This window comes from Stenotrophomonas sp. JAI102 (genome assembly GCF_013409105.1).
In the GTDB taxonomy this organism is placed as follows: domain Bacteria; phylum Pseudomonadota; class Gammaproteobacteria; order Xanthomonadales; family Xanthomonadaceae; genus Stenotrophomonas; species Stenotrophomonas maltophilia_AA.
In genome coordinates this window covers 1,310,590-1,331,864 of the sequence record NZ_JACCCI010000001.1, presented here as the reverse complement: position 1 = coordinate 1,331,864, position 21,275 = coordinate 1,310,590, and the positions used below count along the sequence as shown (strand labels likewise).

Annotated in this window: 24 protein-coding genes and 1 other RNA gene; 14 read left to right on the top strand and 11 right to left on the bottom strand. The window is 67.7% G+C overall.

Annotated elements, in window-relative coordinates:
- Nucleotides 1–89: 89 nt before the first annotated feature.
- The 3 genes from HDC96_RS06135 to HDC96_RS06125 are packed head-to-tail and all read left to right on the top strand — an operon-like array spanning nucleotide 90 to nucleotide 5,447.
- Nucleotides 90–3,260, top strand: coding sequence for a multidrug efflux RND transporter permease subunit (locus tag HDC96_RS06135; protein ID WP_179459186.1), 3,171 nt, complete (start codon nucleotides 90–92; stop codon nucleotides 3,258–3,260).
- A 25-nt stretch (nucleotides 3,261–3,285) separates the two neighbouring features.
- Nucleotides 3,286–4,023, top strand: coding sequence for an SDR family oxidoreductase (locus HDC96_RS06130; RefSeq protein ID WP_179459185.1), 738 nt, complete (start codon nucleotides 3,286–3,288; stop codon nucleotides 4,021–4,023).
- Nucleotides 4,017–5,447 (top strand): efflux transporter outer membrane subunit, encoded by a 1,431-nt coding sequence (locus tag HDC96_RS06125; protein WP_179459184.1) that lies wholly within the window; start codon nucleotides 4,017–4,019, stop codon nucleotides 5,445–5,447. The genes HDC96_RS06130 and HDC96_RS06125 overlap by 7 nt, the downstream gene beginning before the upstream one ends.
- A gap of 90 nt (nucleotides 5,448–5,537) precedes the next feature.
- On the opposite strand, the gene HDC96_RS06120 is transcribed toward HDC96_RS06125, so the two are convergent.
- The 3 genes from HDC96_RS06120 to HDC96_RS06110 all read right to left on the bottom strand — a co-directional run bounded on the left by HDC96_RS06120 (nucleotide 5,538) and on the right by HDC96_RS06110 (nucleotide 7,717).
- On the bottom strand, nucleotides 5,538–6,413 hold the full coding sequence (locus tag HDC96_RS06120; RefSeq protein WP_179459183.1) for an endonuclease/exonuclease/phosphatase family protein: 876 nt from the start codon (nucleotides 6,411–6,413) through the stop codon (nucleotides 5,538–5,540).
- Between the two features lie 169 nt (nucleotides 6,414–6,582).
- On the bottom strand, nucleotides 6,583–7,251 hold the full coding sequence (locus tag HDC96_RS06115; protein ID WP_179459182.1) for a hypothetical protein: 669 nt from the start codon (nucleotides 7,249–7,251) through the stop codon (nucleotides 6,583–6,585).
- A gap of 55 nt (nucleotides 7,252–7,306) precedes the next feature.
- Nucleotides 7,307–7,717, bottom strand: a complete 411-nt coding sequence (locus HDC96_RS06110) for a g-type lysozyme inhibitor (RefSeq protein ID WP_179459181.1) — start codon at nucleotides 7,715–7,717, stop codon at nucleotides 7,307–7,309.
- 128 nt (nucleotides 7,718–7,845) lie between these two features.
- On the opposite strand from HDC96_RS06110, the gene HDC96_RS06105 reads away from it, so the two are divergent.
- Complete coding sequence (locus HDC96_RS06105; protein WP_218842028.1) at nucleotides 7,846–8,181, top strand: hypothetical protein; 336 nt, start codon at nucleotides 7,846–7,848, stop codon at nucleotides 8,179–8,181.
- Between the two features lie 4 nt (nucleotides 8,182–8,185).
- Here HDC96_RS06105 and HDC96_RS06100 read toward each other — a convergent pair whose 3' ends face one another.
- Nucleotides 8,186–8,464: a hypothetical protein gene (locus tag HDC96_RS06100; protein WP_179459180.1), complete on the bottom strand. Its 279-nt coding sequence runs from the start codon at nucleotides 8,462–8,464 to the stop codon at nucleotides 8,186–8,188.
- 208 nt (nucleotides 8,465–8,672) lie between these two features.
- Between HDC96_RS06100 and HDC96_RS06095 the strand changes: the two genes are divergently transcribed.
- Genes HDC96_RS06095 through HDC96_RS06085 form a run of 3 tightly spaced genes read left to right on the top strand, consistent with a single transcriptional unit; the run spans nucleotide 8,673 to nucleotide 11,101 of the window.
- Nucleotides 8,673–10,178 carry an MFS transporter gene (locus HDC96_RS06095; protein WP_179459179.1) on the top strand — a complete coding sequence of 502 codons (1,506 nt, stop codon included), beginning with the start codon at nucleotides 8,673–8,675 and terminating at the stop codon, nucleotides 10,176–10,178.
- 4 nt (nucleotides 10,179–10,182) lie between these two features.
- The gene (locus HDC96_RS06090; RefSeq protein ID WP_179459178.1) at nucleotides 10,183–10,734 is read left to right on the top strand and encodes a TetR/AcrR family transcriptional regulator; all 552 of its coding nucleotides are present in this window, start codon (nucleotides 10,183–10,185) and stop codon (nucleotides 10,732–10,734) included.
- A 55-nt stretch (nucleotides 10,735–10,789) separates the two neighbouring features.
- Nucleotides 10,790–11,101: a hypothetical protein gene (locus HDC96_RS06085; RefSeq protein ID WP_179459177.1), complete on the top strand. Its 312-nt coding sequence runs from the start codon at nucleotides 10,790–10,792 to the stop codon at nucleotides 11,099–11,101.
- 104 nt (nucleotides 11,102–11,205) lie between these two features.
- On the opposite strand, the gene ssrA is transcribed toward HDC96_RS06085, so the two are convergent.
- Nucleotides 11,206–11,608: a transfer-messenger RNA gene (ssrA, locus tag HDC96_RS06080) on the bottom strand.
- A gap of 107 nt (nucleotides 11,609–11,715) precedes the next feature.
- Nucleotides 11,716–12,069 (bottom strand): hypothetical protein, encoded by a 354-nt coding sequence (locus HDC96_RS06075; protein WP_121042052.1) that lies wholly within the window; start codon nucleotides 12,067–12,069, stop codon nucleotides 11,716–11,718.
- A gap of 167 nt (nucleotides 12,070–12,236) precedes the next feature.
- Here HDC96_RS06075 and HDC96_RS06070 point away from each other — a divergent pair, with 167 nt between their 5' ends.
- Nucleotides 12,237–12,704: a hypothetical protein gene (locus tag HDC96_RS06070; RefSeq protein WP_179459176.1), complete on the top strand. Its 468-nt coding sequence runs from the start codon at nucleotides 12,237–12,239 to the stop codon at nucleotides 12,702–12,704.
- Between the two features lie 19 nt (nucleotides 12,705–12,723).
- On the opposite strand, the gene HDC96_RS06065 is transcribed toward HDC96_RS06070, so the two are convergent.
- Entirely contained in the window at nucleotides 12,724–13,152 is a 429-nt protein-coding gene (locus HDC96_RS06065) for a GNAT family N-acetyltransferase (protein ID WP_179459175.1), read from the bottom strand.
- Nucleotides 13,152–13,655 (bottom strand): SsrA-binding protein SmpB, encoded by a 504-nt coding sequence (smpB, locus tag HDC96_RS06060; protein WP_179459174.1) that lies wholly within the window; start codon nucleotides 13,653–13,655, stop codon nucleotides 13,152–13,154. The genes HDC96_RS06065 and smpB overlap by 1 nt, the downstream gene beginning before the upstream one ends.
- A gap of 57 nt (nucleotides 13,656–13,712) precedes the next feature.
- On the opposite strand from smpB, the gene HDC96_RS06055 reads away from it, so the two are divergent.
- On the top strand, nucleotides 13,713–14,141 hold the full coding sequence (locus HDC96_RS06055; RefSeq protein ID WP_176989739.1) for a type II toxin-antitoxin system RatA family toxin: 429 nt from the start codon (nucleotides 13,713–13,715) through the stop codon (nucleotides 14,139–14,141).
- 3 nt (nucleotides 14,142–14,144) lie between these two features.
- Entirely contained in the window at nucleotides 14,145–14,405 is a 261-nt protein-coding gene (locus HDC96_RS06050; RefSeq protein ID WP_179459173.1) for an RnfH family protein, read from the top strand.
- A gap of 16 nt (nucleotides 14,406–14,421) precedes the next feature.
- Here the strand turns inward: HDC96_RS06050 and bamE are convergent, their stop codons facing one another.
- The gene (gene bamE / locus HDC96_RS06045) at nucleotides 14,422–14,814 is read right to left on the bottom strand and encodes an outer membrane protein assembly factor BamE (RefSeq protein ID WP_179459172.1); all 393 of its coding nucleotides are present in this window, start codon (nucleotides 14,812–14,814) and stop codon (nucleotides 14,422–14,424) included.
- 104 nt (nucleotides 14,815–14,918) lie between these two features.
- Here bamE and fur point away from each other — a divergent pair, with 104 nt between their 5' ends.
- Nucleotides 14,919–15,326 (top strand): ferric iron uptake transcriptional regulator, encoded by a 408-nt coding sequence (gene fur / locus HDC96_RS06040; RefSeq protein WP_070470227.1) that lies wholly within the window; start codon nucleotides 14,919–14,921, stop codon nucleotides 15,324–15,326.
- Between the two features lie 87 nt (nucleotides 15,327–15,413).
- Here the strand turns inward: fur and HDC96_RS06035 are convergent, their stop codons facing one another.
- Nucleotides 15,414–16,655 carry an SGNH/GDSL hydrolase family protein gene (locus tag HDC96_RS06035; RefSeq protein ID WP_179459171.1) on the bottom strand — a complete coding sequence of 414 codons (1,242 nt, stop codon included), beginning with the start codon at nucleotides 16,653–16,655 and terminating at the stop codon, nucleotides 15,414–15,416.
- Nucleotides 16,656–16,751: 96 nt separating this feature from the next.
- Here HDC96_RS06035 and HDC96_RS06030 point away from each other — a divergent pair, with 96 nt between their 5' ends.
- Nucleotides 16,752–17,669, top strand: a complete 918-nt coding sequence (locus HDC96_RS06030) for a LysR family transcriptional regulator (protein WP_179459170.1) — start codon at nucleotides 16,752–16,754, stop codon at nucleotides 17,667–17,669.
- A 78-nt stretch (nucleotides 17,670–17,747) separates the two neighbouring features.
- Here HDC96_RS06030 and recN read toward each other — a convergent pair whose 3' ends face one another.
- On the bottom strand, nucleotides 17,748–19,409 hold the full coding sequence (recN, locus tag HDC96_RS06025; protein WP_179459169.1) for a DNA repair protein RecN: 1,662 nt from the start codon (nucleotides 19,407–19,409) through the stop codon (nucleotides 17,748–17,750).
- A 125-nt stretch (nucleotides 19,410–19,534) separates the two neighbouring features.
- Between recN and hrcA the strand changes: the two genes are divergently transcribed.
- A complete protein-coding gene (hrcA, locus tag HDC96_RS06020) occupies nucleotides 19,535–20,602 on the top strand; it encodes a heat-inducible transcriptional repressor HrcA (RefSeq protein WP_019183158.1) in 1,068 nt (355 codons plus the stop codon).
- 82 nt (nucleotides 20,603–20,684) lie between these two features.
- Nucleotides 20,685–21,200 (top strand): nucleotide exchange factor GrpE, encoded by a 516-nt coding sequence (gene grpE, locus HDC96_RS06015; RefSeq protein ID WP_179459168.1) that lies wholly within the window; start codon nucleotides 20,685–20,687, stop codon nucleotides 21,198–21,200.
- Nucleotides 21,201–21,275 lie beyond the last annotated feature (75 nt).

Genomic DNA, 21,275 nt, shown 5'->3' with positions numbered 1-21,275 from the left:
CCCGTGCGGGGCTGCCCGTCTCCGCTGTCGTCCGCGACAGCGGCAGGGGGCCTGCACGCCGGTGTCGGCGAACACCCAGGAATCCACCCATGGACTTTTCCCGTTTTTTCATTGACAGGCCGATCTTCGCGGCGGTGCTGTCGATCGTGATCTTCGCCGCAGGCCTGATCGCGATCCCCATGCTGCCGATCAGCGAGTACCCCGAAGTGGTGCCGCCATCGGTGGTGGTGCGCACGGTGTACCCGGGCGCCAACCCCAAGGTGATCGCTGAAACCGTGGCCACGCCACTGGAAGAAGCGATCAACGGCGTCGAGGACATGATGTACATCAAGTCCGTCGCCGGCTCCGACGGCGTGCTGCAGATGACCGTGACCTTCCGCCCGGGTACCGACCCGGACGAGGCGGCGGTCAAGGTGCAGAACCGCGTCGCCCAGGCGCAGGCGCGCCTGCCGGAAGACGTGCGCCGCCAGGGTGTCTCCACCCAGAAGCAGTCGCCGACCTTCCTGATGGTGGTCCACCTGACCTCTCCGGACGGCAAGTACGACTCGCTGTACCTGCGCAACTACGCCCGCCTGCACGTCAAGGATGCGCTGGCACGCCTGCAGGGCGTCGGTGATGCGCAGATGTTCGGCGGCGGCGACTACGCCATGCGTGCGTGGCTGGACCCGGACAAGATCGCCGCGCGTGGCCTGACCGCCAGCGACGTGGTGCGTGCGATGCGCGAGCAGAACGTGCAGGTCTCGGCCGGCCAGCTCGGCGCCGAACCGATGCCGAGCAGCGACTTCCTGACCCTGATCAACGCCCAGGGTCGCCTGCGCAGCGAACAGGAATTCCGCGACATCGTGCTCAAGGCCGGTGACGACGGTGAAGTGGTGCGCCTGTCCGATGTCGCCCGCCTGGAACTGGGTGCCGGTGACTACACGCTGCGTTCGCAGCTGGACGGCAAGAACGCGGTCGGTATCGGTATCTTCCAGGCCCCGGGCGCCAACGCGCTGGAAATCCGCGATTCGGTCATCCACACCATGGATGAGCTGACCAAGCAGTTCCCGGCCGGCGTGAAGTACGAAGCGGTGTACGACACCACCATCTTCGTGCGCGACTCGGTCAAGGCCGTGGTCTCCACGCTGCTGGAGGCGATCGCGCTGGTGGTGCTGGTGGTGATCCTGTTCCTGCAGACCTGGCGCGCCTCGATCATTCCGTTGATCGCGGTGCCGGTGTCCATCGTGGGTACGTTTGCGGCGCTGTACGTGCTGGGCTTCTCGATCAACACCTTGACGCTGTTCGGGCTGGTGCTGGCGATCGGCATCGTGGTCGATGACGCGATCGTGGTGGTGGAGAACGTCGAGCGCAACATCGAAGAAGGCCTGACCCCGCTGGCCGCGGCCCACCAGGCGATGCGTGAAGTCTCCGGCCCGATCGTGGCGATCGCGCTGGTGCTGTGTGCCGTGTTCGTGCCGATGGCGTTCCTGTCGGGCGTGACCGGTGCGTTCTACAAGCAGTTCGCCGTCACCATCGCGATCTCGACCGTGATCTCGGCGATCAACTCGCTGACCCTGTCGCCGGCCCTGGCCGCGCGCCTGCTCAAGCCGCACGGTGCACCGAAAGATGGCCTGACCCGCCTGATCGACCGTCTGTTCGGCTGGATCTTCCGTCCGTTCAACCGCTTCTTCAAGACCAGCTCGGAGAAGTACCACGGTTCGGTCGGCCGCCTGCTGGGCCGTCGTGGCCTGGTGTTCGTGGTCTACGCCGGCCTGCTGCTGGCCACCGGCCTGATGTTCAAAGCGGTCCCGGCCGGCTTCATCCCGACCCAGGACAAGCTGTACCTGATCGCCGGTGTGAAGCTGCCGGAAGGTTCCTCTATCGCACGCACCGACGCCATGCTGGCCAAGGTCGCCGAGATCGCGCGCAATACCGATGGCGTGGCGCACACGATCCAGTTCCCGGGTCTGAACGCGCTGCAGTTCACCAACACGCCCAACACCGGTGTGGCGTTCGTTCCGCTCAAGCCGTTCAGTGAGCGCAAGGGCCGCACTGCCGCGCAGATCAATGCCGAGATCAACGCCAAGATCGCCGGGCTGCAGGAGGGCTTCGCGTTCTCCATGATGCCGCCGCCGATCCTCGGCCTGGGCAACGGCAACGGCTACCAGATGTTCATCCAGGACCGTGGCAATCTCGGCTACGGCGCACTGCAGACTGCCGTCAGCACGATGCAGGGCGCGGTCGCGCAGACCCCGGGAATGGCGTTCCCGATCACCAGCTACCAGGCCAACGTGCCGCAGTTGGATGCCGAAGTGGACCGCGTCAAGGCCAAGGCCCAGGGCGTGGAGCTGACCGAATTGTTCGACACGCTGCAGACCTACCTGGGTTCGGCGTACGTGAACGACTTCAACCAGTTCGGGCGTACCTGGCAGGTGATCGCGCAGGCCGACGGCCAGTTCCGTGACAGCGTGGAAGACATCGGTCGCCTGCGTACCCGCAACAACCGTGGCGAGATGGTGCCGATCGGCTCGATGGTCACCGTGAAGGAGACCTACGGTCCGGATCCTGTGCTGCGCTTCAACGGTTACCCGGCGGCCGATCTGGCCGGCGAAGCCGACCCGCGCATGCTGTCCTCGGCCGAGGCCATGGCCAAGCTGACCGAGATCGCCGGGCAGGTCCTGCCGGTGGGCATGCAGACCGAGTGGACCGACCTGAGCTACCAGCAGGCCACCCAGGGCAAGGCCGCCTTCATCGTGTTCCCGGTGGCGATCCTGCTGGCGTTCCTGGTGCTGGCTGCGCTGTATGAAAGCTGGTCGCTGCCGCTGGCGGTGATCCTGATTGTCCCGATGACCCTGCTGTCGGCGTTGTTCGGCGTATGGACGACCGGTGGCGACAACAACGTGTTCGTGCAGGTCGGCCTGGTGGTGCTGATGGGCCTGGCATGCAAGAACGCGATCCTGATCGTCGAGTTCGCCCGCGAACTGGAAATGGGCGGCAAGGGCATCGTCGAGGCTGCGCTGGAAGCGTGCCGCCTGCGTCTGCGCCCGATCGTGATGACCTCCATCGCGTTCATTGCCGGCACCATCCCGCTGGTGATCTCGCATGGCGCCGGTGCGGAAGTCCGCTCGGTGACCGGTATCACGGTGTTCGCCGGCATGCTGGGCGTCACCCTGTTCGGCCTGTTCCTGACCCCGGTGTTCTACGTGGCCCTGCGCAAGTTCGTCAGCCGTAACGGCGGCGGGCAGCTGGTGACCCACGGCGAACCGACCATCCACCATTGATTCCTTCCTCCGCGAGGTTTTTCACATGAATACCGCTACCCAAAAGATCGCCCTGGTCACCGGTGCCACCCGCGGCATCGGCCTGGAAACCGTCCGCCAGCTGGCCCAGGCCGGCGTGCATACGCTGCTGGCCGGGCGCAAGCGCGACGTTGCCGTGGCCGAGGCGCTGAAGCTGCAGGCCGAGGGCCTGCCGGTCGAGGCGATCCAGCTCGACGTGGACGATGCCGCCAGCATCGCCGCCGCCGTGCAGACCGTGACCGAGCGTCACGGCCGCCTGGACATCCTGGTCAACAACGCCGGCATCCTGCTGGACGACATCAAACTGGCCCCGTCGGCGCAGACCCTGCAGACCTGGCGCGATACCTTCGACACCAATGTGTTCGCAGTGATCGCCGTCACCCAGGCCTTCCTGCCGCTGCTCAACGCGTCGCCGGCCGGCCGCATCGTCAACGTGTCGAGCATCCTGGGCTCGCTGACCCTGCACAGCCAGCCCGGCTCGCCGATCTACGGCTTCGCGGTGCCGGCCTACAACGCCTCCAAGAGCGCGGTGAATGCCTGGACCGTGCAGCTGGCGTACGAGCTGCGCGACAGCACCACCAAGGTCAACACCGTGCATCCGGGCTACGTCAAAACCGATATGAACGGTGGCGAGGGCGAAATCGAAATCAGCGAAGGCGCGCGTTCCAGCGTCGGCATGGCGCTGATCGATGCCGACGGCCCGAACGGCAGCTTCACCTACCTCGGCGAGGTGCTGCCATGGTGATCCGCCTGTTGACCGTGGCCGTGACCAGCGCGCTGCTGGCCGGCTGCGTCAGCGTCGGCCCCAACTACCAGGCGCCACCGGCCCAGCCGGTGACCCTGCAGGGCGCCGCCGCGCCGGTGTTCACCACCACCTCGCCGGTGGCGAGCTGGTGGGCCCAGTTCGATGACCCGGTGCTGGAGCAGCTGGTGCATGACGCACTGGGCACCAACCTGGACCTGCGCATCGCGATGTCGCGCGTGCGTGAGGCCCGCGCGGTGTTTGTCGAGCAGCGCCTGGACCAGTTGCCGCACGTCACCAGCGGTGGCAGCTACGACCGTCGCAAGCAGCCGGATGCAACCGTCGGTGGCGAGCGCGTCTTCAGCGAGACCTACCAGCTCGGCTTCGATGCCGGCTGGGAGCTGGATCTGTTCGGCCGTCAGCGCCGTGCCGCCGAAGCGGCGCGCGCGGACCTGGGTGCCGAGCAGGACAACCTCGCCGATGCGCAGGTCACCGTCGCCGCCGAGGTGGCCCGCAACTACTTCGAGCTGCGCGGTACCCAGAAGCGCATCGCGGTGGCCAAACGCACCCTGGTCAACCTGCGCGACACCCAGAAGCTCACCGAAACGCGGTGGGAACTGGGCGCCGGCAGCGAGCTGGACGTGCAGAGCAGCCGTGCCCGACTGAAGGCGATCGAGGCCGACATCCCGCTGCTGGAAGTGGCCGAAGTGCAGTCACGGCATCGCCTGGCGGTATTGCTGGGCCAGCGCCCGGACGCGCTGGACAGCCTGCTGCAGCCACGCGAGATGCGGCCGTACGCCAAGGCCTTGCCGCTGGGTGACACCACCGGTCTGCTGCGTCAGCGGGCCGATGTGCGCGTGGCCGAGCGCCGGCTGGCGGCGGCGACGGCGCGCGTTGGCGTGGCCACGGCCGATCTGTTCCCGCGGATCAGCCTGAGCGGCTTCGTCGGCTTCCTGTCCGGCGATGCCAGTGGGCTGGTCAACGGCAACAACAAGGCATGGTCGGTGACCCCGTCGATCAGCTGGGCCGCGTTCGATTTCGGCACGGTGAAAGCCCGTCTGCGTGCGAGCAAGGCGCAGGCCGACGGTGCTGCGGCCGAGTACGAAAAGGCCGTGCTGCTGGCACTGGAAGACACCGAGAACGCCCTGACGCGTTACGCCAAGCAGCAGGCCCGCCTGGCGATCGTCGCCGAGCAGGCCCAGGCCGCAGGGCGTGCCGAGGAGTTGGCGCAGATCCGCTTCCGCGAAGGGTCGGAAGACTTCCTGACCCTGCTGGATGCACAGCGCACGCAGCTTGCCGCGGATGACGCGCTGGCCGAGGCCGAATCCACGGTCAACGTCAGCGTGGTCGGCGTGTACAAGGCCTTGGGTGGCTGGGGCCAGCAGCAGGATGCGGCGAACACCCCGGTCGCGGTCACGCAGCGCTGACCGCAGCGCCGGTGACGACCCCGCTATCGCACCGCCATCGCGGCGGTGTGATACCGCTGGACGGCTCCCGGCCGTCCAGCGGACAGGCGCTTACCTGCCTGCGGCGGCAGCCGGTGCAGCAAAACGCAGCTCGGCCTGGACCGGATAATGGTCCGACGGCAGCACGCCACCGGGTTTCTGGTCCAGCGTGCTGAAGCGGTCCACGCTGAAGCCGCGCACCAGGATCCAGTCCAGTTCCACCGTGGGCTTTCCGGTGAAATCGTGGAAGGTCAGGCGCGGTCCGTCGACCCTGCCGGCGAGCTTGCGAGCATCCCCCAGCGCGGCGGTGAACGCCTTGTAGGTGTCACTGCCGGGCTCACTGTTGAAATCGCCGGTGACCACCACCGGGATGTCCTTGGGCAGCGCCGCCAGGCGCGAGACGATCAACTTCGCACCGAGCACGCGACGCGGCTCATCCTCATCGCGGTAGGGCAGGTGGGTGTTGAACAGATAGAAGCGCTGGCCGTCGGCCTGCCGCTGGAACAGTGCCCAGGTGACCATGCGCGGCATCAGGTTGCCCCAGGTGATGCTGCCCGGCACGTCCGGCGTATCGGACAACCAGAAGTCACCGGATTCGAGCACCTTCAAGCGCGTGGTGTCGTACAGCACGCCCATGTGCTCGTCGCCGTTGCCGCCGCGGCGGTCCTTGCCGAACAGCGAATACCCGGGCAGGTGCTCAACCAGGTACGCGCCCTGTTTCTGCACCAGTTCCTGCGTGCCGATCACCTCGGGCTTCTGCTCACGGATCAGCGTGACCATCGCATCGCGGCGGTCTTCCCAGCGCTTGCCGGGGTCGGTATCGGCCGGCGTGCGGACGTTGAAGGACATCACCTTCAACGCAGCCGGTGCCTGCGCCCAGGCGGTACCCAGCGGGGCCGCGAACATCATCAGGGCCAGCAGCGCGGGCCGATGGAAACGAGACAGCATGTGGAATCCCTCCATTCCATGAAAACGTTCCCGGAGGGTCGCATGGAAGGGCAGGGCAAGGCTATGCGCGACATGGCGGTTGAACGGGGAGCGGGCCGGTTTCAGCTGGCCCAGGCCGAGGTCGTCTGCGAACTCTACTCCCGTCTCGCGGAGCGTTCCGCCGAGGTGCTCAGTTCGACAGCAGGATGAACCCGGTCGTGAGGTTGATCAGCGAGCCCAGCACCAGCACCCACGCCGTGGAGAGGATCGTGTTGAGCCAGGAACGCTGCAGCGCGACCTTCAGCCAGCGGGCCTGCACCACCGCATACCAGAGCGCGGCGATCACGCCGACCGTGATGCCGAGGGTGGTCGACAGCGCGCCCGGCAGCCGGACGAAGACCATGCTGGTGGACAGTGCCACCGCGAACGGGGCCGTCAGGTAGCACTGCATGAAGAACGGCCGGCGCAGCGACTCGCGGGTCAGCGGCACATGTTTGCGCCGCAGCAGGTGGGTGGTGGTCACCAGCGGCCAGATCGCGAAGTTGATCGAGCGGAACAGCAGCAGGCCCTCTTCATTGCCGAAGACCGAGCGCGACAACGCCCCGGTGCCGACCACCTGCTGGTGCAGCATCAGTTCGACCCCGTGCGCGACCAGCACCGCCAGCATCAGGAACATCGGCGGGCTGATCGCATCGTCGAACTGGTGCTCCAGTTTTTCTCTCAGTTCGGTGTCCACGTACTGGGCCATCCGCCGCGGATGCACGATCACGCGATACAGCGTGCGCGGGAAGAACAGGAACCAGGTACACAGTTCGTAGAGAAACTCTTCCAGCGACCGCAGCAGTTTGAGGAAGTCCATCCCGGGGTCCTTGCGAGGAGGAAGCCGACAACGCCGAGGATACCCGGGGATGGGCTCAGCGGATGGCGACTGTCAGGCTGTGCGGCGCTTTTTCGCCACGGCGCGCCTGCGCGCGCATCTGGTAGACCTGCACGACATAGGTGCCGGTGGTCGGCAAGGTGCCGCTCCAGCGCCGCTTCTCATCGTTGCTGCCCAGCGCCTCACCCTGGCCGGGTACCACGCCGGGGGCGAAGACATTGAAGTTGGCATTCGGGCTGCCATCGATCGTCACCGCCATGGTCTGGCCGGCGCGCGCCGCGATCGTGTAACGCACGGTGTCATAGCCGGACAGCGTGCCGCGCAGCGTGGCGCTGCTGGCACCTTTGCTGAAGTGCACGGGCGTGGTGGTGACCTTGTCTGCCGCGTCGGCCAGCATCGGTGTCGCGGCGAGCAGGGTGGTCAACAGTACTGAGCGGAGCGGCATCATGAGCGTGTCCCAAGGGGCCCGGGAGGGGGCCTGTCTGCCGAGCATGATCGCGCGCCGATCAAGGGATTGTGGATGGTCTGTGGCTGGAGTCACCGGCACCGCCCAGGGTTACCGGCTACCATGCCCGCATGAGCATCCCCGTACCGGACAGCAGCGTGCCACGACTGCTGGGTTTCGACGTCCCGACACTGCAGACCCGTGTCGATCATGGTGCGGACGAAGCCATCGTGGCGATGCTCGATGTCATTCCCGATGCGCACTGGTTGAAACTGTTCGACGAGCGCGTCGCCGCGCTGAAGGGCGAACTGGGCCTGGCCGGCGTCGAACTGGACGGCACGTCGATCCTGTTCTTCGGCTCCATCGCCGACAGCCGCCGCCTGGCGTCCGCCGTATCGGCACTGATCAATGCCATCAACATGGAAGTGGCCGGGCACAACGCGCCCTTCCAGCCGCCCGCGCCGTAGGCGGTCAGGAATCGATGCGGGCGGGGCGCAGCCGCAGGGTAGTGCTCTTCCCGGCTGACCCGGTGGCCGGGGAGGGGGACGAGCAGCTGCCGCGGATTTCGGTCACCCATATCACCATCATCCCGACGATACGGTTGGCATCGGTCGGCCACTGCGCGACCAGCCGATCGTGGATCTGGTCGTATACCGCCCAACGCTCGGCGGCCGAACGGCCACCTGTCCAGCACTGTTCCAGCTCGGCGTGTGCCTGCCGAAACGCCTCTTTCTGTCCGTCCATAGCCATCCCCGACACCGTGCGGACCGGACAGGCGCGCCTGTCCGGGTAATGAGCCCCCTGCCATCGGACAAACGCGAATGGACGGGTCGGGCGGCCACGTCCGGGCGGCGCACCGCCGCGCCCTCCGCAGCCTGAACACCCGAGCGGCAGAGGGCTCATAACAAAACAGGATGTCCTGTATAGTTACGACCCCGCCCGATCCGTTTGCGCCCCCATGACCCCGACCAAGACCCAGCGCTGGAGCCTGCTCCTCACCGTCGCCGCCGGCCTGCTGCTGATCACGCTCGACAACTCGGTGCTGTATACCGCCTTGCCGACCCTGACCGCCGAACTCGGCGCCACGCCGCTGCAGGGCCTGTGGATCATCAACGCCTACCCGCTGGTGATGGCGGGCCTGCTGCTGGGTGCGGGCACCCTGGGTGACCGCCTGGGTCACCGTCGGATGTTCCTGATCGGCCTGGTGATCTTCGGCATCGCCTCGCTGCTGGCCGCGTTCGCCCCGGATGCCAACCTGCTGATCGGGGCCCGCGCGCTGCTCGCAGTGGGCGCCGCTGCGATGATGCCGGCCACCCTGGCGCTGATCAGCCTGACCTTCGAGGACGAGCGCGAGCGCAACCTGGCGATCGCGGTCTGGGGCTGCATCTCCATCATCGGTAGTGCCCTCGGCCCGATCGTCGGCGGCGTGCTGCTGGCGCATTTCTGGTGGGGCTCGGTGTTCCTGATCAACGTGCCGATCGTGCTGCTGGCCTTGGTGGGCGCGATGCTGTTCGCGCCGCACGGCACGCCCGATGGGAGCAGGCCGTGGGACATGATCTCCTCGCTGCTCAGCCTGGTGGCCTTGTCCGGCCTGGTGGTCGCGATCAAGGAGATTGCGCATGCACCGCCGAACTGGCCGCTGGCCGGTGGGGCCGCGCTGATGTTCGTTGTCGGCCTGGGGCTGTTCCTGCTTCGCCAGCGTCGCCTGCCGTACCCGATGCTCGACGTGGCCATCTTCCGCAACGCGCCGTTCCTGGCCGGCGTGCTCTCGGCCGCGTTCGCGATGTTCGCCATTGCGGGCCTGCAGCTGCTGACCACCCAGCGTTTCCAGCTGGTGGCGGAGTACACGCCGCTGCAGGCCGGTCTGCTGGTCTCGGTGGTCGCGCTCGGCTGCCTGCCCAGCGCGATGTTCGGCGGAGCCTTCCTGCACCGCGTCGGGCTGCTGCCCTTGATCACCGGCGGCCTCGGCGTCGGCACCGCGGGCGTGCTGCTGGTGGCGACGACCTTCGGCAGCGACGTGAGCTGGACCGTTGCCGGGTTGCTGCTGACCGGGCTGGGCATGGGCGCGACCATTTCCGTCGCCTCCACCGCGATCATCGGCAACGTGCCGCCTCATCGCGCCGGCATGGCGTCGTCGGTGGAGGAGGTGTCCTATGAGTTCGGCAGCCTGTTCGCGGTTTCGCTGCTGGGCAGCCTGATCGCCGCGCTGTACTCGGCCACCGTGTCGCTGCCGGACGGCGTGGATGCCGGTGCCGGTGAGAGCATCCAGCAGGCGTTCGCCCAGGCGGCCCGCCCGGGCGCTGACGCGGGGTGGCTCAGTGCCGCCACCAGCGCCTACGACGCAAGCTATGTTTGGGTACTGTATGTGATCGCCGCCGTGCTGCTGGTCGGCACCGTCGTCACCGGCGTGCTGCTGCGCCGCCATGGCCCCGGCACGGCCACCACCGTCTCCCACACCCACTGAGCCCATGCGCCCGAGCAACCGAACCAACATCCTCGATGCCGCCGTCCGCGTGATCGAACGCGAGGGCATCACCGCGCTCACCTTCGAAGCGGTCGCCACCGAATCCGGCATCGCCAGGGGCGGGTTGCTGTACCACTTCCCCTCGCGCGACGCGCTGCTGCAGGGCATCCACCAGCACCTGGCCAGCGTGTGGGAGGCAAGCATGATCGATGCCGCCGGCAAGCCGGCCGAGGCCGCGGGGAGGACCGAACGCTACCAGGCGTACGCACTCACCTGTGCCCAGACCGCGAGCCGGGCCGAGCTGCAGTTGATGTTCGATGCGGCCGCCACCGACGAGAACATGCAGCCCTGGACCACGGTGGTGGAGCGCTGGTCGCCTCCCACACCGCAGGACCTGAGCGATCCGGCCGCGCTGGACCTGTTCATCGCCAAGCTCGCCGCCGACGGCATGTGGGTGTTCGAAGCGCTGTCGCGCTCGCGGCTGGCGCCGGAGGTGCGGCAGGCCATTGCCGACCGGCTGGCGCAGACGATCGCGGCAGCCTCGACGACAGCGTGATGCCCGCCATGCGGGTAACCTTGGCGGTTCACTTCTTGAATGACGGGTCCGCCTGATGGATTACCAGCTTGTGATCAAATTCTGGCGCAAGTCGCTGGACGATGAGGCCTTCCTCGCGACGCTGGAGGCCGAGCTGACCACCGCGCTCGGCAAGACCGCGACGCTGGATGGCTATGACGTCAGCGCGAAAGAGATCAACCTTTTCATGTTCACTGCGGATCCGCGCCCGACGTTCCGGAAGACCAAGGATGTGCTGGAGAGGATGGGGGTGCTGCACAGTGTGTCTGCGGCGTACCGGCTGGTGGGCGGCGCGCAGTTCACCTCGGTGTGGCCGCTGCGGATGGCGCGGAAGTTTACGTTGCCGTGAGGGGGCTGAGCGCCTGTTTGCTGGCGAAAGACGGGCACAAAAAAGGCCGGGACCTTCGATTTCTCTAGGGTTCCAGCCTTTGATGCACCGTCGAAACGGCTAATTGGTGGAGGTGGGCGGAATTGAACCGCCGTCCGAAGGCACTCCATCCCCGGTACTACATGCTTAGCTCACCGTTGAATCTCATCCTGTGGCAGCACGGTGTGCAAAGCGCACCCCAGGACCAGCCTGCTTTAGTTAAGTCGTGACTGACAGGCAGCCATCACAACCGGTTCCGTGATAATGACCCTACATCTACGAGCACGGGCACAAGTAGGTTCGGGGGTTCGCCTAAGGCGGCTGTAGAACTAAACGCTAAAGCTGTTTTTAGGCAGCGATTGCGAAGTCGTTCGAACCGTAGTTGTCGTCGTTGGCAACTAAAAGTTTGCTGCTGGATTAACGAGGAAAGCTGCCCCCTCGGCATGCACCAAGTAACTTCACAACCCCCGTCGAAACCAATGCACCCCCGGTTTCTTCAAGAACCGCACTTCATCCGGAAAACAGCACCGGACGTCTACTTGACGGATTGGATGCTACTCCAATCCAGCTGAACAGTCACCTTGCCCGCCGGCTACTTACTTCTGCAACTGGCGGCGGCTGTCGGCCTTGTGCCGGGCCTTTTCCTTCTTCAGGCGGTTGTGCTCGTTGCGCACGGTCATCGCCTGCTTCTTGGCCTGCGGTTCGACCCGGGCCATCAGCGATTCCACCTGGGCCACCAGGCGGCGGTGCTCCAGGCTGTCGTAGCTCTGCGTCTCCGAGGCGACGCGCTTGGCGTTGCGGATCAGGTAGGTCAGCACCTTGAGCAGCGCGGCCGGGTCCATGGCGCGGGCGAGTTCGTCAAAGATGAACTCCAGCGCCGCCACGTCGGCGCGCAGGGTGGTCAGTTCGTCCGCCGCCAGTGCGGGTGCCGGGGTAGTTTCGAGAGTCACGCGCGGATCCTTTCCGTATCAATGCGGGGATTCTGACAGTTGTGCGGGGTTGGCGGGGAAAGATCGTTGTCTCGCTGGCGTCCGCGGGTCAGGCGGGGCGGGCCCCCGGGTGCACGGGCGGACTACAATCCGGCCCCGGAAGAGTGGTTGCAGACAGGGACGAGGCGTTGAAGAAGCAGGTGTGGAGTGCAGTGGCGGTGCTGGCGGTGGCGGTGATCGGAGCCGCCAGCCTTTGGCGGTCGACGTCGGGTGCGCAGGCGCCGGGCGGGGCAGGGCAGGCGTCGAAACCGACCGGGCAGGCGGCCACGCCTTCGGTTGAAGCAACGCCGCCGCCCTCGACCAAACCGCCCCATCCCTTCCCCGATCTCCCCCGCTCACGGGAGGGCCAGGAAATCGCCCAGGACCCCTTCAGCACCGGTCACCCGGAGGAGCGGCGCTGGCTCGACCAGCACGGCTTCCCCAATGGCGCGCAGTGGACCCGCTATCAGCAGGCCTCCGACGCCGAGCTCGACCAGGCGGCACGGGCCGGCGACACGGTGGCGGCAACGATGCGCGATGCGCGGCGGTTGGGGGTGGACCCGCCGCCGGTGGAGATGCGACCGTATCAGGCCGACCCGGACGCTACCGCGCGCTGACCGCGCGCCGCACAGGGCCCTACAGCCGCTTGCGCAGATACAGCCGCTGATGGCCGGGCGGAAACGCCTGCAGCCAGCCGAACACCTCATAGCCCTGCTTGCGGTAGAAGCCCTCGGCCTGCCAGGAGAAGGTGTCCAGCGTCACGGCGTGTGCGCCGAGCGTGCGGGCCTGGTGTTCGGCATCGGCCAGCAGGGCCTGGCCCAGGCCTTCGCCGCGATGGGCGTCGTCGACCCACAGCGCATGCACCATCAGCCAGCCCCCGCAGACATCGGCGGCGATCCCGGCCACCACCTGGCCGGCGGCGTCGTGGATCACGCGGTTGACCGGCTGATCGTCCAAGGCATCGCCACTGGCGGCCTGGTTGAAGGCCAGCAGACCGGCGAACACCGCGCGGGTGTCCTCGGCGCTGGCCGGCTGGATGCCCGGCGCGGGCACCGTGCGCGTCATCAGGCGTCGCGGTTGTGGCGGCGCATCGTGCGCGACTTCTCGCGCGCCCAATCGCGGTCCTTCTCGGCATCGCGCTTGTCGTGGGTCTGCTTGCCCTTGGCCAGCGCGATCTCGAGCTTGATCTTGTTCTTGCTCCAGTACATCGCGGTGGGCACGATCGTGTAGCCGTCGCGCTGGACCTTGCCGATCAGCTTGTCGATCTCGTTGCGATGCAGGAGCAGCTTGCGCTCCCGGCGGTCGTTGGCCACCACGTGGGTGGAGGCCTGGATCAACGGGGTGATCTGCGCACCGATCAGGTAGATCTCGCCATCACGCACGTAGGCGTACGCATCGATGATGTTGCCGCGCCCGGCGCGGATCGACTTGACCTCCCAGCCCTGCAGGGCCAGGCCGGCTTCGAAGCGATCTTCGATGTGGTACTCGTGACGGGCACGCTTGTTGAGCGCGATGGTTTTGTTGGCCGTCGCGTCCTTTGCTTTATCCTTGCCGCTGTTCTTGCTCATTTCCCTATTGTCTCCGATTCGGGCACGCCCGGTCGATTCATCAGACATCTGTATCGCATGCCAACTATCCGCCGTAGTGCCCTGGTCGAACATTCGGCTGCCCGCATGTTCGACCTGGTCAATGATATTGACGCCTATCCGCGCCGCTTCCGCTGGTGTTCGGCCTCGCAGATCCTGGAGTCCGGCCCGGACCGCCTGGTCGCGCGCCTGGATCTGGGCTTCGGTTCGTTCTCGACCTGGTTCATGACCGAGAACACGCTGCAGCGCCCGCACAGCATCGATATGCAGCTCAAGGACGGGCCGTTCAAGCGGCTGCACGGGCGCTGGGAGTTCCATGCGCTGGCCGAGGACGCCTGCAAGGTCACGCTGACGCTGGAGTTCGAGCCGACCTCACGCCTGCTCGGTCCGGCCTTGGCGCTGGGCTTCCAGGGTCTGGCCGATCGCATGGTGAATGATTTCGTCCGCGTCGCCGACGCCCAGGAGTGAGCCGTGATCACGGTCGAGGTGGTGCTGGCCTGGCCTCATCGGGTCGCGTCGCGGGTGCTGACGCTGGCCGAGGGGGCCACCGTTGCCGACGCCGTCGCGCTGGCCGCCATCGAAGGCAGTGACCGATGCCCGGCCGTGGCCGTGCATGGCCTGCTGGCCAAGGCGGATCAGCGGCTGCGCGACGGCGACCGGGTCGAGCTGCTGCGTCCGCTGCTGGCCGACCCGAAAGACAATCGCCGCCGACGCGCACGCGCCGGCAGCTGACTGAAGAAAGCGGGCCTCAGCGGCCGCGCTTCTTCTTGTCCTTGGGCAGGTTGCGGCCGAACTGGCGCACCGTGCTGCGGGCCAGCTGGGCATCATCGCTGGCGAAATACTCGCCGTCCCAGCGGGTGACCGCGTCGTTCTCGAAGTAGACGGTGAAGTTCTTCACGTCCGTCTTGCCGACCCGGTTCACGCGCTGGCTGGCGGTGTAGTCCCAGCGCTGGGCGTGGAACGGGTCCGCGATGGAGGGCGTGCCGAGCAGGGCACTGACCTGCTGCTTGCTCTGGCCCACCTGCAGCTGACCGACGGCCTGCTCCCGGATCAGGTTGCCCTGATAGATGGGTTGCTTGTAAATGATGCCGCAGCCCGTGGTGGACAGGGCAACGGCGGCGACCAGCAGGAGATTGCGCATCGGGGAATGGCGTTTGGGGAAATCGAGTCGATGATACACTCCTGAGGTGTCGCCGCGACCCAATCCGAGGCAGCTGGCGCTAAATCGCCAATGAACGGAGAACTATGGAAACCCACGACCTGCGCAAAGTCGGCCTGAAGGTGACCCATCCGCGGATGCGGATCCTGGCGCTGCTCGAGCAGCGCAATGCCAGCCACCACATGACCGCCGAAGACATCTACCGCCAGCTCCTGGAGCACGGCGACGAGATCGGCCTGGCCACGGTGTACCGGGTGCTGACCCAGTTCGAGGCCGCCGGCCTGGTGCTGAAGCACAACTTCGAAGGCGGCCAGGCCGTTTACGAACTGGACCGCGGTGGTCATCACGACCACATGGTCGATGTGGACAGCGGCAAGATCATCGAGTTCGAAAGCCACGAGATCGAGGAGCTGCAGCGCAAGATCGCCGCGGACCACGGCTACGAGCTCGAAGAGCACTCGCTGGTGCTCTACGTGCGCAAGAAGCGCCGGTGATGGCTTTGGGCCGGTCGTGGTGACCGGCCTGGCCAGAACAGGCTGCTGATCAGACCCCCGCGCCTCGGCCCGGGGGTTTTTTCGTTCTCAGGGTGTCGTGACCGGCACTTGGCGGGGCAGCAGCGCCTGCAGATCCACCGCGTCGGCCATCGCCCGGTTGCCTGCATCGCCCGGATGCAGGTGGTCCCCGGAATCGAACGCCACCGCCATCCGGGACGGATCGGCCGGGTCGCGCAGCACGGCATCGAGATCGATCACGGCATCGAACGGGCTGTCCTGCAGGAGCCAGTCATTGAGCCGACGCCGCAGCGCGTCCTTGTCGGGCTGGTAGTAATCGTCCAGCGGGGTGCCGGGCAGGGCGCCTTCAAACGGCGGCAGGGTTGCGCCGAGGATGCGGACACCGCGCGCATGGGCGCGCTCGACCAGGGCGCGATAGCCCGCCTGCAGCGCGCCCAGGGTCGGCGCCGGCTCGGTGCGGGCGAAGGCGGTGCCGGGCCAGCCGATGTCGTTGGTTCCCAGCAGCACGATCACGCTGGCCACGCCGGATTGATCGAGCACATCACGCTGGAACCGGGACAGCGCTGCCTCACCCATGCCATCGCGCAGCAGGCGTCCCCCGGAGATGCCGGCGTTGACCACGGCCACCCCCTGCGGCGCCAGGCGCGCGGCGAGGTGGTCGGTCCAGCGCTGGTCGCGGTCCAGACTGGCGGTCGCGCCATCGGTGATCGAGTCGCCGATCACGACCACGCTGTGGGCGTCGGCGGGCGCTTCCACATCAATGCCCGAGACGAACAGGCGGGCGGTCGTGGTCGCGGTGGTGCTCAGGGTAGGGGCGAGGGTCTGGTCGCCAGCGGCGAACGACGCGGTCTGCCGGCCGTCCCAGTGAAACGTCTGCAGCGGCGTGCGTTCGGCAAGGTAGACGCTCACCTGCACGGTCTGCAGATCGGCGGTCGCCAGCGCCAGCGGGTCGCTCAGGCGTTCCTTGCCGGGCGCGATCAGGGTGTCGCTGTGCCCGTCGAACGAGAGCTGCAGCGGGGGTCGTCCCGCTCCGGCAGCAACGCTGGCCGCGCTGATCCGCAGAGGCTGCCTGCCATACGCATTGCTCAGGCGCACGCGCAGCTTCCCGCCCCCCAGGCCGAGCCGCGCGGTCTGCCGGAAGGTCTGTGCCTCCAGGTGCCCGGGAATCAGCGTGGGAAACAGGAAGCCAGCGTCCCAGACCGGTTGCGGGCTGGCCTGCCAACTGGCTACCCACATCGTCGGAGGGGCCGCTGCTGCACCCCCGGCGGTGGCAAGCAGGGCGGTGGCGGTGAGGCGGGCGAGGGCATTCATCGGGCAATCCGTGGGCGAGGGGACGCCATGGTGATCTGCGGCTCACCTGTGAACTAGACTGCCTGCGGACAATCATCTGTGAACTGGATTCATCCCATGGCAGGCACCGACATCAACCGTTCCGGCGAACTGGAAGTATTCGTGCGGGTGGTCGAAACCGGCGGGTTCTCGGCGGCGGCCCGCTCGCTGGAGCTGAGTCCCTCGGCGGTCAGCAAGCTGGTCTCGCGGCTGGAGCAGCGGCTGGGCACGCGCCTGTTGCAGCGCTCGACCCGCCAGCTGCAGCTGACCCAGGAGGGCTGCGCCTTCTATGAGCGCGGGTTGAGGGTGCTGGCCGATCTGGACGAGGCCGAGCGCTGTGCCAGCGCACATGCCGCGCCGCGCGGGCGCCTGCGGGTGAACGCCAACGTGCCGTTCGGCCAGCACTTCCTGTTGCCGCTGCTGCCGAGCTTCCTCGCCCTGCACCCGCAGGTCGCGGTGGACCTGGTGCTGACCGACGAGGTGATCGATCTGCTCGAACAGCGCACCGACGTGGCGGTGCGGGCCGGGCCGCTGAAGAGCTCCAGCCTGGTCGCGCGGCGGCTGGGCGCGACCCGGATGATGATCGTGGCCGCCCCCGGCTATGCCGCCCGGCATGGGCTGCCGGAAGACGCCGACGCGCTGCTGGCGCACAACCGGCTCGATATCGGGCATCCACGCGCGTATACGGGCTGGCCACTGGAGCTCAACGGCGAACGCCGGGTCGTTCCGACCGAGGGCAACGTGCGCGCCAGTGATGGCGAGGCCCTGCGCCGGTTGGTGCTCGGCGGCGTGGGCATCGCGCGGCTGGCGGCGTTCCAGGTGCAGGCCGATGTCGCGGCCGGGCGGCTGCTGCCAGTGCTGGAGCACGCCAATCCCGGCGATCTGGAAGAGGTGCATGCGGTGTTCCAGGGGCAGGGCGGTTACCTGCCGCTGCGGGTGCGCGCGCTGCTGGATTTCCTGGTGGCGCGGGTGGACCTGGCCAGGCCGCTGGGGTGATGGGGGAGCCGGCCAGCGGCCGGTGAGGGCAGGGCGGGCCGGCATCTGGAGGAGCCGGCCAGCGGCCGGCACTACCCGTCAGACTTGGAGCAGCTTGCGCGCGGCTGCCCGGGCTTCCTTGCTGACTTCCACCCCGCCCAGCATGCGGGCGAGCTCTTCTTCGCGGGCCTTGGCATCGAGTTTCTCGACCGCGCTCTGGGTCATGCCGTCCACCGGGGCCTTGCTGACCCGGTAGTGGGCGTGGCCCTTGGAGGCGACCTGCGGCAGGTGGGTGACGCACAGCACCTGACGCTTCTCGCCCAAGGCGCGCAGTTTCTGCCCGACGATATCGGCCACGGCGCCGCCGATGCCCGAGTCGACTTCGTCGAAGACCATGGTCGGCACTGCATCCAGGCCCAGCGCGGCCACTTCGATCGCCAGCGAAATCCGGGACAGCTCACCGCCCGAAGCGACTTTGCGCAGGGCACGCGGCGGCTGGCCGGCGTTGGCGGCGACGAGGAACTCGACCCGCTCGGCGCCGTTCGGGTCCGGCTTGGCCACGGTCTGCGGCTCGATATCGATCAGGAACTGACCGCCCCCCATGCCCAGCTCGCCGATCAGGGTGGTGGTGGTGTCCGACAGGGCTTTGGCGGCCTTCCGGCGGCTGGCGCTGAGCACCTCGGCCACGGTCTTCCACTGCCCGGCGGCGCGGTCGATCTCACCGGCCAAGGCCTGCAGGCGCTCATCGGCGCCGCGCAGCTGCTCGACTTCGGCTTCCATCGCGTCGCGGTGCTCGCCCAGCGCTTCCATCGGCACGCGGTGCTTGCGGGCGAGGTCGTGCAGGCGGCCCAGCCGGCGTTCGATATCCTCGAACTGCTCCGGGTCGGCATCCAGGTCGTCGTGGACCCGATCGAGCAGGGACAGCGCTTCGTCCAGCTGGATGGCGGCGCTGTCGAGCAGGGCGTCGACCTCGCCGAGACGGCTGTCGTGCTCGGCCACGCGGGTCAGATCGTTGCGGGTCTGCTGCAGCAGCTGCAGCACCGAGACCTCGTCGTCGCCGTTGAGGCGGCTGACGGCCACGTCGCAGGCGCTGATCAGCGCGCTGGCATGGGCCTGGCGGCGGTGGCTGCTGCCCAGGGTGGCGATCGAGGCGGGATCGAGGTCTTCGCGCTTGAGCTCGCCGAGCTGGTGCTCGAGGTAGCCGATCCGGTCGCTGACATCGCCCTGGCGCGACAAGGCCTCGGCTTCATCGACCAGCGCCTGCCAGCGTGCCGCGGTCTGGCGGACCTGGGCGCGCTCGGCGTCGTTGCGGGCGAAGGCGTCCAGCAGCGAGAGCTGCGAGGGGCGCGAGAGCAGGGCCTGCTGTTCGTGCTGGCCGTGGATCTCCACCAGCATGCCGGCCAGCTCGGTCAGCTGGGAGAGCGTCACCGGGCGGCCATTGATGAAGGCGCGCGAGCCACCGTCGGCGCGGATCACGCGTCGCAGTTGGCACTGTTCTTCGTCGTCGAGCTCGTTGTCGCGCAGCCACTGGCGTGCCGGGGCGTCGGCCAGCGGCGCGAATTCGGCCGAGAGCTCGGCGCGCGCAGCACCGTGGCGGACCACGCCGCTGTCGGCGCGCAGCCCGGACAAAAAGCCCAGCGCGTCCACCATCAGCGACTTGCCCGCGCCGGTTTCACCCGAGACCACGGTCATGCCGGCGCCGAATTCCAGCTCGGTGGCGCGGACGACCGCGAAATCCTTGATCGATAGATGTCTAAGCATGGTCTACGTTGTACACGAGGGGTGTCTCCAAGCCGCGCACGCTAGCATGGGCCGGGGGCGTCTCCAATGACTTGCCAACGCCCCGTGCAGCCATTATCTAAGTGGGCGTCTCACAGGCTGATTCCATGCATCCTTCCGCGTCACATCTCGCGCCACGCGCCCGCCATCTGCTGCGGACGCTGATCGCCCGCCACATCCAGGATGGCGAGCCGGTCGGCTCGCAGACGCTTGCCCGGCATGCCGGCCTGGACGTCAGCCCGGCCACGATCCGCAACATCCTGGGCGACCTGGAAGACCTGGGCCTGCTCAGCTCGCCACATACCTCCGCCGGCCGGGTGCCGACCGCGCACGGCTACCGGGTGTTCGTGGACAGCCTGGTCAAGATGCAGCCGCCGGGCGAGGGCGAGCTCAGCCGCCTGCGTACCGAACTGGCCACCGGCACCGGCACCCAGGCCCTGCTCGGCAGTGCCTCGGAGCTGCTGTCGGCGATGAGTCACTTCGTCGGGGTGGTCAGTGCCCCGCGCCGGGAGCAGTTCGCGTTCCGGCACATCGATTTCGTGGCGCTGGACGCGCGCCGGGTGCTGGCGATCCTGGTGTTCGCCGACAACGAAGTGCAGAACCGGGTGATCGAGCCGCGCCGCAGCTTCGACCCGGGCGAGCTGGAGCAGGTTGCCAACTATCTCAATGCGAACTGCGCCGGGCGCCCGCTGGCCGAGATCCGGGCCCGGCTGCTGCTGGAGCTGCGCGATGCGCAGTCGGAGATGGAGCAGCTGCTGGCGCACAGCATCGAGCTGGCCGAGCAGGCGATGGTGCCGCCGGCCGATGACATGGTGCTGGCCGGGCAGACCCGCCTGATGGGCGTGCAGGACCTCTCCGACCTGGAGCGACTGCGCGAGCTGTTCGACGTGTTCGCCAGCAAGCGCGAGATCCTACAGCTGCTCGAGCGCACCATCCAGGCCCCGGGCGTGCGCATCTTCATCGGCGAGGAGACCGGGGTGATGCCGCTGGAGAGCGTCTCGCTGGTCACCGCCCCGTACTCCGCCGATGGCCAGGTGCTGGGCGTGCTGGGGGTGATCGGCCCGAAGCGGATGGCCTACGACCGCATGATCCCGCTGGTGGAAGCCACCGCCCAGGTGCTGGGGGCCGCGCTGGGCTCGCCCGGCGGCGGCGGATTGTCCCGCGATCGCGCATAAAGCGGCCCTGGACTCTTGAATCCCGTAGCCGCGCCCACATAGGGGTGGGTGGAGGCGGAGAGTCACCGCCAAGGATCCGGAAATGAACCAAGATCAGTCAGATATCGCATCCCAGAATCCCGCCGGCGAGCCGGCCGCTGAGCCGTCCCTGCAGCAGCAGCTGGACAGCCTGCACAACGAGCTGGCCCTGCTGCGCTCGGAGTCGCTGCGCGAACGCGCCGACCTGGACAACCAGCGCAAGCGCGTTGCCCGTGACGTGGAACAGGCGCGCCGCTTCGCCAATGAAAAACTGCTCGGCGAGCTGCTGCCGGTGTTCGACAGCCTCGATGCCGGCCTGAATGCCGCCGGCAGCGAACCGAGCCCGCTGCGCGAAGGTCTCGAACTGACCTACAAGCAGCTGCTCAAGGTCGCCGCCGACAATGGCCTGACCCTGCTCGACCCGACCGGCCAGACCTTCAACCCGGACCACCACCAGGCGATCAGCCAGGCCGACGCGCCCGGCGCGGCGCCCGGCAGCGTGGTCCAGGTGTTCCAGAAGGGCTACCTGCTCAACGACCGCCTGCTGCGTCCGGCGCTGGTCGTGGTGGCCCGCGACTGACCCGCATCCCGGTCCGCCGGGCCTGGCCCGGCGGCTCGACCGGACGCTGAACGCGTTGGGTCGCCATCGAACACT

What these genes read in the sequence shown, in the direction of transcription:
- HDC96_RS06135 (WP_179459186.1), top strand. Translation starts at nt 90, where the DNA reads ATGGACTTTTCCCGTTTTTTCATTGACAGGCCGATCTTCGCGGCGGTG.
- HDC96_RS06130 (WP_179459185.1), top strand. Translation starts at nt 3,286, where the DNA reads ATGAATACCGCTACCCAAAAGATCGCCCTGGTCACCGGTGCCACCCGC.
- HDC96_RS06125 (WP_179459184.1), top strand. Translation starts at nt 4,017, where the DNA reads ATGGTGATCCGCCTGTTGACCGTGGCCGTGACCAGCGCGCTGCTGGCC.
- HDC96_RS06120 (WP_179459183.1), bottom strand. Translation starts at nt 6,413, where the DNA reads ATGCTGTCTCGTTTCCATCGGCCCGCGCTGCTGGCCCTGATGATGTTC.
- HDC96_RS06115 (WP_179459182.1), bottom strand. Translation starts at nt 7,251, where the DNA reads ATGGACTTCCTCAAACTGCTGCGGTCGCTGGAAGAGTTTCTCTACGAA.
- HDC96_RS06110 (WP_179459181.1), bottom strand. Translation starts at nt 7,717, where the DNA reads ATGATGCCGCTCCGCTCAGTACTGTTGACCACCCTGCTCGCCGCGACA.
- HDC96_RS06105 (WP_218842028.1), top strand. Translation starts at nt 7,846, where the DNA reads ATGAGCATCCCCGTACCGGACAGCAGCGTGCCACGACTGCTGGGTTTC.
- HDC96_RS06100 (WP_179459180.1), bottom strand. Translation starts at nt 8,464, where the DNA reads ATGGCTATGGACGGACAGAAAGAGGCGTTTCGGCAGGCACACGCCGAG.
- HDC96_RS06095 (WP_179459179.1), top strand. Translation starts at nt 8,673, where the DNA reads ATGACCCCGACCAAGACCCAGCGCTGGAGCCTGCTCCTCACCGTCGCC.
- HDC96_RS06090 (WP_179459178.1), top strand. Translation starts at nt 10,183, where the DNA reads ATGCGCCCGAGCAACCGAACCAACATCCTCGATGCCGCCGTCCGCGTG.
- HDC96_RS06085 (WP_179459177.1), top strand. Translation starts at nt 10,790, where the DNA reads ATGGATTACCAGCTTGTGATCAAATTCTGGCGCAAGTCGCTGGACGAT.
- HDC96_RS06065 (WP_179459175.1), bottom strand. Translation starts at nt 13,152, where the DNA reads ATGACGCGCACGGTGCCCGCGCCGGGCATCCAGCCGGCCAGCGCCGAG.
- smpB (WP_179459174.1), bottom strand. Translation starts at nt 13,655, where the DNA reads ATGAGCAAGAACAGCGGCAAGGATAAAGCAAAGGACGCGACGGCCAAC.
- HDC96_RS06055 (WP_176989739.1), top strand. Translation starts at nt 13,713, where the DNA reads ATGCCAACTATCCGCCGTAGTGCCCTGGTCGAACATTCGGCTGCCCGC.
- bamE (WP_179459172.1), bottom strand. Translation starts at nt 14,814, where the DNA reads ATGCGCAATCTCCTGCTGGTCGCCGCCGTTGCCCTGTCCACCACGGGC.
- fur (WP_070470227.1), top strand. Translation starts at nt 14,919, where the DNA reads ATGGAAACCCACGACCTGCGCAAAGTCGGCCTGAAGGTGACCCATCCG.
- HDC96_RS06035 (WP_179459171.1), bottom strand. Translation starts at nt 16,655, where the DNA reads ATGAATGCCCTCGCCCGCCTCACCGCCACCGCCCTGCTTGCCACCGCC.
- HDC96_RS06030 (WP_179459170.1), top strand. Translation starts at nt 16,752, where the DNA reads ATGGCAGGCACCGACATCAACCGTTCCGGCGAACTGGAAGTATTCGTG.
- recN (WP_179459169.1), bottom strand. Translation starts at nt 19,409, where the DNA reads ATGCTTAGACATCTATCGATCAAGGATTTCGCGGTCGTCCGCGCCACC.
- hrcA (WP_019183158.1), top strand. Translation starts at nt 19,535, where the DNA reads ATGCATCCTTCCGCGTCACATCTCGCGCCACGCGCCCGCCATCTGCTG.
- grpE (WP_179459168.1), top strand. Translation starts at nt 20,685, where the DNA reads ATGAACCAAGATCAGTCAGATATCGCATCCCAGAATCCCGCCGGCGAG.